Below are 12,902 nucleotides of genomic sequence, written 5' to 3' on the forward strand. Positions count from 1 at the left end.
GAAACCACCGGTACGCCGTCTGCGGATGAACACCCTGAGCCCGCGCCCACTCCGTCAAATTCACACCAGCAGCATACGCACTAGAACGTTCGTACGCTCACTATCACTCAGTATTCCGCCAACTGCTCGGAACCCCTGCTTGCCCAGCAGATCACCGACGAGCCAGGGCAGATGACCCGGCAGGTAGCCGATTTCGATGTTGGGCCCCTCATCGAGCGCGTCGGGGAAGACGCACACCGAGTAACCCTTGAACGGTGATTCATCCCCGTCCAGGGCGGTGGCCAGCAACGCGGCCGGGCCGTGACACAGCGTGATGATGAACCTGTCGTTGTCCAGGGCCCAGCGCAGCGCGCGCCCCACCGAACTGCTGTCGGGGAGTCCCACCACCGCGCCGTGGCCGCCCGGGATGAAGACGGCAAGGTAGGGCGAATCCGGGCCCAGCTCGTGCTCGACGACGTCCGAAAGCCTCTTGGGCTCTTTGAGCTTCGGCTTGAGGGCCTCGTAGGTGGACAGCACCGCCTCGTCTTCGCGCGGCATCGCCCACAGCTCCAGCTTGGCCGGGTAGCCGCAGATGGTGGCGATCTCGACGTCGAAGCCGGTTTCCCTCAAGTGGTGCAACGGAAGCAGTGTCTCGACGGGATGGTTGCCGGTGGAAAACATCGTACCGTTCTCCATCAGCACGTAGCGCTCCTCGGTCGCGATCATGAGCACTTTCCACTTGCCCCCGGTGTATCCGCCCGGGTGCTCTACACCGGCGAAGTCGGTCTTGGGCGACGTGTACTCGTTCAGCGAATACGCGGAAGGAAAGAACGCGTTGTCTTCCGCCTCGTCGGGCCTGGGGTCCTTGCTCAGATTCTCTGCACTGCGCGCCATCTGCGGGGACTGCCCGCTCGACGTTTTCCGTAAACGCGGATTTGCGCGGCGTCACGAACGTCGTTACCGCCGCACCTGCTCGGTACGGTTGATCGTCACACCGGGATGCCGCAGCGGCAGCAAGAACATCGTCAGGCCCTCGCGCTTGGGCACGTCCCAGTCGGTGCGGGCCAGGCACCGGCGCCTGGCCTTCTCCGGGTCGAGGCGCGGCAGGTGCTCGGCCGGCCGGGCCGCGGACCTGCTCCGGAATTCCGCGACCGACTCCGCCGCCCAGCGAGACAGGTTTACACTTCACGGAGAAAATGTCACGCCCAGCCCGCAGATCGACCGGAATCGAGCCGCAATGACAGAAGGCGCACCCACCCTGATGGCCGCCGACGACACCGCCACCCTGCTGGCGATCGAGGCCATCAAGCAGCTCAAGGCCCGCTACTGTCGCCACCTGGACGCCAAGGACTGGGCGGCGTGGCGCACGATCTTCACCGATGACTTCGTCAGCGACACCGCCGAGGCGGGCGGCAAGGTGATCGTCGGCGCCGACGACTTCGTGGCATTCCTGCGCAGAACCCTCGGCCGCCCGGCGCAGGCCACCGCACACCAGGTGCACGCGCCCGAGATCGAGCTCGCGTCCGCGACGACGGCCCGCGGGGTGTGGGCGCTGCAAGACGTCGTGCGACTCGCGCCCGGGGTGTCGCTGGTCGGCTACGGCCACTACCACGAGACCTACGAACGCGTCGACGGACAGTGGCTCATCAAGAGCTCCAAGCTGACCCGGCTCCGCGAGGACATCACCACCCCGGTCGTCTCGGTCTACGTCTCCCCCGGGATTCGCCGGGCGATCGCCAGGGTCGCCGGCCGGCTGACGGGGCGGTGACCGTGGCCGCCACCACCGTGCTCGTCACCGGCGCGTTCGGGCAGATCGGCAAGCGATGCACCGAAATCCTGCTCGACCGCGGCCACACCGTCGTCGCGATGGATCTGCGTACCGACAAAACCGTTGCCGCCCAACGGGAGCTGTCCGCCCGCGCCGGTACGCTGATACCGGCCTACGTCGATCTCCTGGATCCGGCCGCGGTGCGCGAACTCGTCGCAACCCATCGGCCCGCAGCGATTATCCACCTCGCGGCGATCGTCTCGCCGCCGTCGTACCGCAACCCCGCCGTGGCCAGAAAAGTCAACGTCGGCGGCACCGAGAACCTCCTGGCGGCGGCGGCCGAGCTGCCCCACAAGCCGCTGTTCCTGATGGCCTCCAGCGCCGCGGTCTACGGGTCGCGCAACCCGTATCGCCGCCCGGAACGCATCACCCCCGACACCCCGGTGAATCCCATCGACCAGTACGGCCAGGACAAGGTGCTGGCCGAGGCGGCGATCCGCGCCAGCGGCCTGCCGTATGCGCTGTTCCGGCTCGCCGGCGTCGCGTCACCGGACACCCAGGGCAGCATCAACGGCGACTACCTGGCGCTCCTGCGTTCGATGCCCGGTGACAACCGAATCCACATGGTGGACGCCCGCGACGTGGGCCTGGCATTCGCCAACGGCGTCGACCGAGCGGCCACCATCGCCGGCAAAGTGCTGCTCATCGGCGGCGACGAATCGTATGTGATGCTGCAGCGCGACCTGCAGGACGACATGATGGCCGCCGCCGGCCTGGGCCGGCTGGGCCCCGCGGCCAGCCTGCCCGGCGATCCCAACGACGACCGCGGGTGGAGCTTCACCGGCTGGTACGACACCACCGAGACGCAGGCGCTGCTCGACTTCCAGGAGCACGACTGGCACCAGACCCTGGACTGGATCGCGAAATCCCAGGGCCGCAGGCGCATCGTCGCGCGGGCGTTGAGCCCGCTGCTGCGGCCGCTCGTGCTGGCCACCCTGCTGATGCAGCGCCGCCTCGAGGGGCGGGGCCCCTACGCCGATCCGTGGGCGCTGATCGCGAAGAAGTACGGTCCCGGGGCGCTCGCCACCCCGGATTAGCGCCGCGACGGGAAGAACCTGGCGGCCTTGCGGAATGGACTCTTCGACGGGTTCGGGTTTCCAGCCGAGTTCGCGTTCGGCCTTGCCGTGGTCCAGCGGCGACATCAACTCGGCCATCCGCACTCCGGCATAGGCGAACGGGAACCGTGCGGCGTCGGCCCTAACGTTTGGCCTGCCCTGCGCTACGACGGCGCCCGGCCGCGATCCGATTTCTTGCCGATGTGCACGGTTTCAACCGAAGCCCTCGTCGTGGGTGGGTCCCAACGGCAAGGTCGCTCACGCCGAATTGCGTTGGCCCGAAGGAGGTTCGGTGCCGCTCAGCAGCACCGGATATCCCCCCGATGGGGTTCACGATGTGATGAAACCCGGAAGCAGCGCCACTTATGTCGACATGGCTTTCGGACGTTTAATCAGCGCGTGGCGTACCGAGGCCACCGGCGATCTTCGATGTGGTGAGGTCGTGCCAGTCCAGCGGTCATCCGCCTCCGCCGCCGGCGGCACCGCCACCACCACCGGCACCGGCGCTACCGCCGGATTCCCACCAGTTGTAGACACCGGAATACGCACTCGTTGGGCACAAATTCTCAGCCGCGGCGAGAACGAATTGAGCCGCTTGTTTGAGGGTCAGTGTCGGATAACGCTTCTGCAGGTCCACGGCCGCCTGGACACCGTCGTAGCCGCCGTTCCAGAGTTCCCCGCACACCCGGTAACCGTTGTTCAGCACCGCCGGCTCCAGCCCGGTGACGCCGGCCGCTTGCGCGGCGGCCAAGAAATCCTGGACCGGGTGATGCTTCTGCAGGGCGGTCAGCCACAGCTGCCGCACCTCGACGACTTCGGGGGCTTGGGGTGCGGCGGTGGCCGGTGCAGGCAGCGGCGCCGACGCGCCGATCGCCGGTTGCGGGTCCCGCCCCGGCTGCGGGTTCACCGCGGCCCACCGGATCGGGAAATACAGGCCGACGCCCAGCAGTATCACCACCGGGATGGCGATCGCGGTCCGCAGCACTGCCCGGAAGCCCTCGGTCACCGGGCCGGCCTGCGCGGCGGCCACAGACGCCAGGGCGCACAGCACCACGGCCGAGATGGCGACCAGCCACAACCCCCAGCCGACGTGAAGGCCGCCCGGTCGGCGGCCGGTCGATGTCATGGCGGAGATGTTGACCATCGCGATGAGAAGGGACCCAAGACCGGCGGCCGGGGCGACCCATGCCAGGGCGGGCAGCCACCGCGCGCCGGACCCGGTCCTCGCGCGGTGCAGCACGGTGAACAACGCGATGCCGGCCACGGCCGCGAGGGCGAAGGTGGTTCGTCCCTGCCACCAGACGCCGACTGTGGCACCGTTCGCCGAGCCCGAAGCGGGACTCGCCCAGGGGCCGACGCTGCCGACGACGATGCCCACGCTCGCGGCGATCGCCGCGATCACATTCGGCAGGTAGCCCGGTGCGAACCCGCGAGGGCCGCTGCCCGATGCGGTGACGTTGCGTTCACGGCCTTCTGGATCGGGCATGTGTGGTCCTCGCCAGGATCTGGGGTTGAGATTTGCATCTATGTTTCGGCGTCGAAGCGCCGATCACGAGGGCCGAAAGTCCCGATGAAAGCCCTCTGGTCATACATCTGCACGTGGCGGCCCGACGGGACGGGTCGGGTCGGGGTGCGCATGCTGCTGCACGACGAGGGCAACGCCCCGACAAGGCCGTCGTGGCTGCGGCGCGGCGCAGAGCAGCCCGCTGGCCCCGATCACCCGCTTCGTCGGGCCGGCCACTAGCTGCTAGCGGTCGATCCAGGCCATTTGCGCCTCGGCGTGGTGGCCCCCGGCGGGCGGGGTGAGACGGTCCAGCCTGGCCAGCTGCCCGGGGCTGAGCTCGAGGGCGTCGGCACCCACGTTCTCCTCAACGCGCGCAACGCGTTTGGTTCCGGGGATGGGAACGATGTCGGAGCCCTTCGCCAGCAACCAGGCCAGGGCGACCTGAGCCGGGGTGGCGCCGACATCGGCGCTGATGTCGCGCAGCTCGTCCGCGCTGCTGAGGTTGTGGGGGAAGTTCTCCTCGGCGAATCGCGGATTGGTCTTGCGGTAGTCGGTGTCGGGAAGTTCCCCGGCGGAGCGGATGGCACCGGTGAGGAAGCCGCGGCCCAACGGCGAGTAGGCGACGAAGCCGATCCCGAGCTCCCGCAGCACCGGCAGCACCCCGTCCTCGGGGTCCCGGGTCCACAGCGAGTACTCCGACTGCACGGCCGTGACGGGGTGCACGGCGTGTGCCCGGCGGATGGTGTTCACCCCGACCTCGGACAGCCCGACGTACCGGATCTTCCCGGCTGCCACCAGCTCGGACAACGCCCCGACCGTCTCCTCGATCGGGGTGCCCCGGTCCAGCCGGTGCTGATAGCAGAGGTCGATGTGGTCGGTCGCCAGCCGCGTGAGCGAACCATCCACGGCGATACGGATATTGGCGGGGCTGCTGTCCAGGCCGTCCCGACCGGTGTGGGACAGCAGGCCGAACTTGGTCGCCAGCACGACCCGATCCCGCCGGCCCCGCAGGGCGCGCGCGACCAGCTCTTCGTTGACGTAGGGGCCGTACACCTCGGCGGTGTCGATCAGCGTGACGCCGAGGTCGATGGCGCGGTGGATGGTGCGGACGGACTCCGCGTCGTCGCCGCCCGCGCCCGCGTAGGCCACGGACATGCCCATCGCGCCCAGGCCGACGCGTCCGACATCGAGGCGGCCGAGGTGGGCCTGCTTCATGAAACTCGCCCTTGTCTCATGGAGTCATCTTCTCTCATGGAGTCATTGTGCCGTGGGCGACTTCGGGCCACGGCGCGGGTACCGTGGCCCGCGTGCACCGCATGGACCTTTCGGCGAACTGATGGACGGCGCCACCACGGGGCAGGCGCGCAATCTCGCGGTCGACTTCTACCGGGTCTCCGGCGTGGTGCTGATCGTGCTGGGACATTGGCTGGCCGGTTCGGTGACGTACCACGGCGGACGATTCGGTCGGCAGAATCCGCTGCTCGATCTGCCGTGGACCCAGTGGTTGACCTGGATCTTCCAGGCCGTTCCGGTGTTCTTCCTGGTCGCCGGCTACGCCGGTGGGATCTCCTGGACGCGTCGGCGCGCCGGCGACGACTTCTCCCGCCACGCGTGGACCCGGCATCGGCTGGCCCGCGTGCTCGGGCCGACGGCGGCGTACGTCGCGCCCGTGTGGGTCGCCGTGGCCGTTGCGGAGTTCCTCGGCGTGTCGGGCTCCCTGCTCGATTACGCGGGCTGGGCGGCGGCCATGCACCTGTGGTTTCTCGCCATCTACCTGGTTGTGGTGTCGCTGACGCCCATCGCGGTTGCCGCGCAGGGACGTTGGGGTCTCGGGGTTGCGGCGGCGCTGGCGATCGGAGTCATCGCATTGGACGCCGCATCGGTGCACGGCCATGTCCCCTACCTCGGATGGCTGAACTACGTGTTCTGCTGGGGGCTGCTCTATCAGCTCGGAATCGCGTGGCACGGGGGCCTGCTGGGCGGGCTCAGGCCGCTGCTGCTGGCGACCGGGTCGGCGGTCGCGCTGGCGCTGCTGATCTGGCGGGGCGGATATCCGGTGAGCATGATCGGCGTTCCCGGCCAGGCCATCGAGAACACGACGCCGCCGAACGCGGCGATGCTGGCGTTCGGGTGCACCGAGGCCGGGCTGGCGATCGCGCTCGCCCCTGCGGTCAACCGGGCGCTGCGCGCCGGCTGGGTGCGGCGCGCGCTGTCGGTCGCCAACACCAACGTGATGGCGCTCTACCTGTGGCACATGATCCCGGCCGTGATCGTCGCGGTCGTCGCCTACCCGGCCGGACTGTTGCCCCAACCGGTCGAGGGATCTGCGGCGTGGTGGCTGGCCCGACTCGAGTGGGTCGTCGTCCTGACGGTAATGACCGGCGCGGAGATGGTCGTGTTGGGTTGGCAGCGGCGCATTTTCGGTGCCCCGCTGCCCACTTTCGGGGTCCGGCTCCCCCACCGCTGGGGCGAGGCGGTCACGTTGGCCGGCGCCGCGATGGCGGTCTACAGCCTCGAGTACCTGGCCGCCGACGGCTTCGCTCCGGACGGGCGCTTCCCGTGGGCGACCGCGGTGGTGTTCGCGGCCGGGCTGATCCTGGTGATGTTTCGTCCCGCGGATCCCCGGCTCAGCCCGTGAACCCGTGATGGTGCATCACGTGCTTGATGCGGGTGTAATCCTCCAGCCCGTACAGGGACAGGTCCTTGCCGTACCCGGAGTGCTTGAAGCCGCCGTGTGGCATCTCGGCCACCAGCGGGATGTGGGCGTTGATCCACACGCAGCCGAAGTCCAGCTGCGCCGCCATCCGCGCCGCGGTGTCGGCGTTGCGGGTCCACACCGATGACGCGAGCCCGTATTCGGTGCCGTTGGCCATGGCGACGGCCTGCCGTTCGTCGCCGAACCGCTGCGCGGTCATGACCGGTCCGAAGATCTCGGTCGCGACCAGCTCGTCGTCCTGGTGCAAGTCGGCGATCAGGGTGGGTTCGTAGAAGAAGCCGGCGCCGTCCTTGCGGCGGCCGCCGGTGAGCAGCCGGGCATGCGCCGGCGCGCCCGAGACCAGGCCGGAGACCTTCTCGAGCTGGTTTGCGTTGTTGATCGGGCCGTACAGGATGTCCTCGTCGGCCGGGTCGTAGCCGGTCTTGATCTCGCCCACCGCGTCCGACATGGCCGCCAGGAACTCGTCGTAGATGCCGTCGCCGATGATCATGCGCGTGGCCGCGGTGCAATCCTGCCCGGCGTTGAAATAGCCCGCCTCGGTGAGGCCGCGCACGGTGGCCGCGATGTCGGCGTCGTCGAAGACGACCACCGGTGCATTGCCGCCGAGCTCCAGATGCGCGCGTTTGAGGTCCTTGGCCGCGCTGGCCGCCACCGCCATCCCGGCCCCGACGGATCCGGTGATCGACACCATCTGCGGCACCGGGTGCGCGACGAGTTCCGCACCGGTGTCGCGGTCGCCGCAGACCAGGTTGCAGACCCCGGGCGGAAAGATCTCCTGCATCTTCTCCACGATCCAGAACGCCGACGCCGGCGTGGTGTCCGACGGTTTGAGCACCGTGGTGCAGCCGGCGGCCAGCGCGGGCGCGAACTTCCACACCAACATCAACATCGGGTAGTTCCACGGCGCCACCTGCGCGACCGGGCCGACGGGTTCGCGGCGCACCGACGAGGTGTACCCCGGCATGTACTCGGCCTGGGCACGGCCTTCGAGGACACGCGCGGCGCCCGCGAAAAACCGCAGGTGGTCGAGCACCTGCGGAATCTCCTCCGAGGTCGTCAACCCGATCGGCTTGCCGGTGTTCTCGCTTTCGACCGCCACGAGGTCCTCGGCGTTCTCCTCGATGGTGTCGGCGAGTTCCAGCAGGGCCCGCTGCCGGTCCCCGGGGGTGCTCCAGCGCCACGACTCGAATGCCCGTGCCGCCGCCCTGAACGCCCGGTCGACGTCTTCGGCCGACGAATTCGGCGCCGCGGCATAGGTTTCCCCCGTGGCGGGGTTGACGATGTCCATCAGCCTCCCGTCGGCCGGGGCCCGGACCTCGCCACCGATGATGTTGTGGAAGAGCTTCTTCTCCGACACGTGCGTCACCTCCGTGTTTTGCGGTGTCGGGCGTCCCCGCCGTCGTGGTGGCAGTCGGTTGCCGGGGTGGGCGCGACGTCCAACGCCGGCGTGCGATCGAAGAACCCGACAGGCTTGAGCCAGAACGACACCGTGTCGACCGGCATGATCGGCCAGTCCTCCGGACGGGTGATGTGGTGGATCCCGAAGGTGTACCAGAGCACCACGTCGGTGTTCTGGATGGGGCGGTCGGCCGCGGTCCAGCGGGGCAGGCCGAGACCGGGCCCGCTCTGGTTCACGAACTCCCCCGCCGGCCAACGCTCGTCGGGACGGTTCGGAGTGACCCACACGGTGTGGCCGATGACTCCGGCGCGCTGCAGGACCGGCGATTCGCGATCGAACATGGCCGGGATCGCCCCGCCAGGCACCAGCTTGTAGGAGGGGTGGGTGCCCAGGCCGTTGGTGACGTTGTCGTTGACCACCCGCCACGCCCGCTGCGTCTCCCAGCAGTAGTCCTGCTTGCCCTCTTGTTCGGTGCGCAGCGGAGTCTCCGTCTGCTGCAACGACAATCCGTAGGGGTTGTCCGGCCCCATCGGGACCGGCACGGATTCGCCGGCGTAGACGGTGTTCTCGGGGCCGTCGACGTCGAGGTCGAGCCGGGCGGTGAGGAAATGCTGGTGGTAGGGCGCGTAGGTGCGGTTGTCCACCAATGCCCCCCGGGAGGCCTTTTCACCGGGGTACAGGTGGGTGGTCAGGATCAATCCCGTTGCCCGAAGCTCGCTCTGGATGCTGCCGTCCTGGTAGAAGCGCCAGTAGACGAGGTATTCGTAGTTGGCCACGGTCACGTGGAACGACACCGTGAGCCGGCGCGCGCGCCGCACCTCGGCGCCGGTCTCATGATCGACGTGCTTCCACAGCACCGCGTCGTCCTCCTCGTGGATGCAGATGGCGTTCTTGATGGCATACGGCCGGCCCTTGCTGTCGTGCAGGGCCGCGTCGAGGTAACGGATCTCGCCCAGGCAGTCGCAACCCAGTTCCAGGGAGGTCGTCATGAACCCCAGGCCCCACTCGCCGATGTCGAAGGCCGTCCGCCGGTAGTGGTCGTCGGACTGGTCACGGTAGGGCACCGTCATCTCCGCGAACGACATCCGGTGGGCGATCGGGCGGACCCGCCCGTGGTCGTTGTAGGTGACGGTGTGCAGCGTCATTCCTTCGCGCCAGTTGAAACCGATTCGCAGGGACCAGTTCTGCCATTCCAGCCGGTTTCCGGTGAGCCTGAACGAAGGGCCGTCGGGCTGAGTGATCTTCAATGGCCGCAACGGTTCTCGGGCGCTGGAGTCGAGCAGGCGCCGGGGAAGGTGCTGCGGCAGGTACTCGCCCATCACCTCCGGCAACTCCAGCGGCTCCCCTTCCTCGATGTCGAGCACCTCCATGGAGTTCAGGTCGATAATGCAGTGGAAACCCCTGAGCTGATGGGCGTAACGGTTCGCACCGCCCGGCGCCGTGAGCCAGGTGTCCGACCACGCAAGCCGGAGACCGCGATAGTCCTCCGGGATCAGGACGTCACCGTAGGCCCAGATGTCGGCGAACACGTTCCCCACGTCGGTGATGCCGCGGCGGTGCAGCGCGGCCGCGACGCGCGGATCGCGGCGCATGGCCTCGTTCGCCTCGTAGAACTCGTCGACCGTGATGTTGGGTTGGACGCCGGGCACGTGGTCCCACGCCACCACCGCATCGTCGGTCAGCGAGACGAGCGCCTTGAACGTCGTGTTGGTGTCGCGGTCGAAGCACACGACCGCTGCCCGTCGGTCGGGCACGACACCGGTGTCCTCGAACGCGGCGACCCCGGGCTTGCTCGGCTCCTCCAGCGCGATCGAGGCGAACCGCCAGCGGTCGTCGACCGACTTGTCCCGGCGCACGACTGCGGCCGCCTGCGCGAACTCGTCCTCGGTGAGCGGGTCGAGCGGATGGAAGGTGTGGATCAGGGCGTCGGTCATAGCTTGTCTCTACCCACCTGTGCAGGCCTCCACCCCTTCGCCGCGATGCGGGCCGACCACAGCCGCCTCGCCGCGGCGTCGGCCGGCCCACCTCCGGACGAAACGGCTTGCGCCGCAACGGGCGTGACCAACCTGGCCGGCAAACCGGCCGGGCGCCGAATTCCACGACCACTCCGGCGATTTGCGAGACCATACGGGTAGGCTGCCCTAACTTCGACAGGAGGATGGTCGTTGAGAAATTCGCTACCGAGCGGCCGCGGCCACCAAATATCTCGAAGCGGACACCACACGGCTGCGCCTGTTCGACGTCCTGATGTTCGACGCCATCGGCCCGTTCGGCGATTCGCGGGTCCGCTTCGCGGAGCTGCACACCCATCTCCGCGACTTGTGCAAAGGCTGGATCGCCGCGGGCCGGGACGCCGAAGAGATTCGCGCCGACGTCGATCCGCGCGCGGTCGTGACGGTGCTGATCGGCGCGGTCAGGGGCATCGCCTACCAGGCGCTCATCGATCCCACGCTCGACCTCGACCCGCTCTACCGCAACCTCGAGGCACTTGCGATTGCGGGGTTACGCACCCGATGAGGAACCACCTATGCACGTTTGCTCAGCCGTCGTTAAGGTCCCCTCTTTGAAGCACGAAACGGACTGTATGTTATCCGCATGTCTGCTATGCTTAGAGCATGTCGACCATGGTTCAGATTAGGAACGTCCCCGAGGGGCTCGTCCACGAGCTGAAGGCCCGGGCAGCGGCGCACCGGATGAGCCTCAGCGATTTCCTGCTTGCCCGACTGGGAGAAATCGCTGAAGAACCAACTCTCGACGAGGTTCTCGATCGCCTCGCGGCGTTGCCACGCCGGGACCTCGGCGTGGCGGCGGTTGAATTGGTTGACGAAGCTCGATCCGAGTGATCGTGTTGGATGCCTCGGCGGCTGTCGAACTTGTCCTCGCGACGCCGCCGGGGGCGGCGGTGGCCCGGCGCCTGCGCGGTGAGGCAGTGCACGCCCCCGCCCACTTCGACGTCGAGGTGATCGGTGCCATCCGTCGAGCGGTCGTGCGCCGGCTTATCAGCGATCACGAAGGGCTCGTGGCTGTTGCCGACTTCCGATGCCTGCCGCTACGGCGTTGGCCTACAAAGCCGTTCGTCCAGCGCGCCTACCAACTGCGCAGAACCCATACCGTAGCCGACGCCATGTACGTCGCGCTCGCTGAGGGCCTGGCTGCGCCGCTCATCACTTGCGACGGGCGACTCGCCCAATCTCATGGCCATGACGCGGAGATAGAACTCATCGCTTGATCATCGCCACCCAGCGTGCGCCCATCGCCCTGCTCGGCCCGGGTCCGGCAGCCCCGGGCCGGTCAGCATCCGCCGCGCCACGAGGTCCGGTAGCAGGCGCCGGCGCGGGGTCGCCATCGTGGTCACCGAATCCGGCGGCGCGCCCGAGGCGTGGTTGCGCGGCGGCGGCGCGCTGTGCGCGTGGACCCCGAATGTCTTGCGCGGGTAGTTTTTTCAGTCCGCGACGGACGCCCTGGCGACGATCACCGGTACCCGCACGGAGTGCAGCACCGCGTTGCTGACCGAGCCCAGCACCATGCCCGCCAATCCGCCCCGGCCGTGACTGCCCACGACGACAAGCTGCGCCGCATCGGCCTTTTCGATGAGCTCATGAGCCGGCCGGTCGCGCACGACCATTCGGCGCACCGCGACATCGGGATAGCGTTCCTGCCAGCCGGCGAGCCGCTCGGCGAGACCGCGTTCGGCCTCCTCCAGCAGTTCGGGCAGACCCGATTCCCCGAGATCGCCGACCATGAGGTCGCTCCATGCGTGCAGGGCCACCAGGCCCACCCCGCGGCGTGAGGCCTCGTCGAACGCGATCGCCGTGGCCAGTTCGGAAGCCGGCGAACCGTCGATTCCCACCAGAACCGGGGCGTCCGGGCGCGGCAGTTCTCCATCGTGGATCACGGCGACCGGGCAACTGGCCTGCCGCGCGACCGTCGAACTGACCGAACCGATCACGCCGCGGGCCAGCAGCCCACGTCCGGAGCTGCCCACCACGACCATCTCCGCCCGCGCGGACATCGTGATCAGGGTCGCCGCCGGGGTCGCGAACACCAGCTCCCTGCCGATGGGGAGCTTGCGGTCGGGCGGCATCGCGTCTTCGGCGATCTTGACCGCGTGCATGATCGCCTTCTTGCCGTCGTCTTCCAGCCGCACCGCCAGGGAATCGGGGTAGGGCATCGGCGGCCAGCTCGCGGTGGGGGTGACCACGGCGTGGACGATCGTCAGGGGAACGTTTCGCATCGCCGCGTCACGGGCCGCCCACGCGACGGCGACGTTGGACGCCGCCGAGCCGTCCGTGGCGACCACCACGCCGGGCTGTTTGAGTGCTGTCATTTTGTACTCCCTCCGTCAGGAGGGACGTTATCGGCGACGGGGCCCCCGGTCGTGAGGCTTTAGTCCCCAACCGGGGGGGGGGCGGGGGGGGGGG

The 12,902-nt window shown here is 68.6% G+C and carries 11 protein-coding genes and 1 pseudogene; 6 read left to right on the top strand and 6 right to left on the bottom strand.

Annotation, left to right across the window (positions count from 1 at the left end; genetic code table 11):
• Positions 1–132 precede the first annotated feature (132 nt).
• Positions 133–873 (bottom strand): annotated as a pseudogene (hchA, locus tag FPZ47_RS23365) (glyoxalase III HchA); the annotation flags it as partial.
• A 343-nt stretch (positions 874–1,216) separates the two neighbouring features.
• Here hchA and FPZ47_RS23370 point away from each other — a divergent pair.
• Both FPZ47_RS23370 and FPZ47_RS23375 read left to right on the top strand, forming a co-directional pair.
• Positions 1,217–1,747: a nuclear transport factor 2 family protein gene (locus FPZ47_RS23370; RefSeq protein WP_144951743.1), complete on the top strand. Its 531-nt coding sequence runs from the start codon at positions 1,217–1,219 to the stop codon at positions 1,745–1,747.
• A gap of 2 nt (positions 1,748–1,749) precedes the next feature.
• Positions 1,750–2,844 carry an NAD-dependent epimerase/dehydratase family protein gene (locus FPZ47_RS23375; protein WP_144951741.1) on the top strand — a complete coding sequence of 365 codons (1,095 nt, stop codon included), beginning with the start codon at positions 1,750–1,752 and terminating at the stop codon, positions 2,842–2,844.
• Positions 2,845–3,319: 475 nt separating this feature from the next.
• Here the strand turns inward: FPZ47_RS23375 and FPZ47_RS23390 are convergent, their stop codons facing one another.
• On the bottom strand, positions 3,320–4,348 hold the full coding sequence (locus FPZ47_RS23390; RefSeq protein WP_144951739.1) for a DUF732 domain-containing protein: 1,029 nt from the start codon (positions 4,346–4,348) through the stop codon (positions 3,320–3,322).
• Between the two features lie 261 nt (positions 4,349–4,609).
• On the bottom strand, positions 4,610–5,581 hold the full coding sequence (locus FPZ47_RS23395) for an aldo/keto reductase (RefSeq protein ID WP_144951737.1): 972 nt from the start codon (positions 5,579–5,581) through the stop codon (positions 4,610–4,612).
• Positions 5,582–5,702: 121 nt separating this feature from the next.
• Here FPZ47_RS23395 and FPZ47_RS23400 point away from each other — a divergent pair, with 121 nt between their 5' ends.
• A complete protein-coding gene (locus tag FPZ47_RS23400; RefSeq protein ID WP_144951735.1) occupies positions 5,703–7,004 on the top strand; it encodes an acyltransferase family protein in 1,302 nt (433 codons plus the stop codon).
• Here the strand turns inward: FPZ47_RS23400 and FPZ47_RS23405 are convergent.
• On the bottom strand, positions 6,994–8,439 hold the full coding sequence (locus tag FPZ47_RS23405) for a gamma-aminobutyraldehyde dehydrogenase (protein ID WP_144951755.1): 1,446 nt from the start codon (positions 8,437–8,439) through the stop codon (positions 6,994–6,996). The two genes, FPZ47_RS23400 and FPZ47_RS23405, sit on opposite strands and share 11 nt — an antisense overlap.
• 5 nt (positions 8,440–8,444) lie before the next feature.
• Positions 8,445–10,415, bottom strand: coding sequence for a primary-amine oxidase (locus tag FPZ47_RS23410; protein ID WP_144951733.1), 1,971 nt, complete (start codon positions 10,413–10,415; stop codon positions 8,445–8,447).
• Positions 10,416–10,728: 313 nt separating this feature from the next.
• Between FPZ47_RS23410 and FPZ47_RS23415 the strand changes: the two genes are divergently transcribed.
• The 3 genes from FPZ47_RS23415 (at position 10,729) to FPZ47_RS23425 (ending at position 11,710) form a co-directional block, all read left to right on the top strand.
• Positions 10,729–10,998, top strand: a complete 270-nt coding sequence (locus tag FPZ47_RS23415) for a TetR family transcriptional regulator C-terminal domain-containing protein (protein WP_144951731.1) — start codon at positions 10,729–10,731, stop codon at positions 10,996–10,998.
• Between the two features lie 98 nt (positions 10,999–11,096).
• Positions 11,097–11,324: a FitA-like ribbon-helix-helix domain-containing protein gene (locus FPZ47_RS23420; protein WP_144951728.1), complete on the top strand. Its 228-nt coding sequence runs from the start codon at positions 11,097–11,099 to the stop codon at positions 11,322–11,324.
• Positions 11,321–11,710 (top strand): type II toxin-antitoxin system VapC family toxin, encoded by a 390-nt coding sequence (locus tag FPZ47_RS23425; protein ID WP_144951726.1) that lies wholly within the window; start codon positions 11,321–11,323, stop codon positions 11,708–11,710. The genes FPZ47_RS23420 and FPZ47_RS23425 overlap by 4 nt, the downstream gene beginning before the upstream one ends.
• Before the next feature lie 213 nt (positions 11,711–11,923).
• Here FPZ47_RS23425 and FPZ47_RS23430 read toward each other — a convergent pair whose 3' ends face one another.
• Positions 11,924–12,808, bottom strand: a complete 885-nt coding sequence (locus tag FPZ47_RS23430; RefSeq protein WP_144951725.1) for a universal stress protein — start codon at positions 12,806–12,808, stop codon at positions 11,924–11,926.
• Between the last annotated feature and the right edge of the window lie 94 nt (positions 12,809–12,902).

This window comes from Mycobacterium helveticum (genome assembly GCF_007714205.1).
Classification (GTDB): domain Bacteria; phylum Actinomycetota; class Actinomycetes; order Mycobacteriales; family Mycobacteriaceae; genus Mycobacterium; species Mycobacterium helveticum.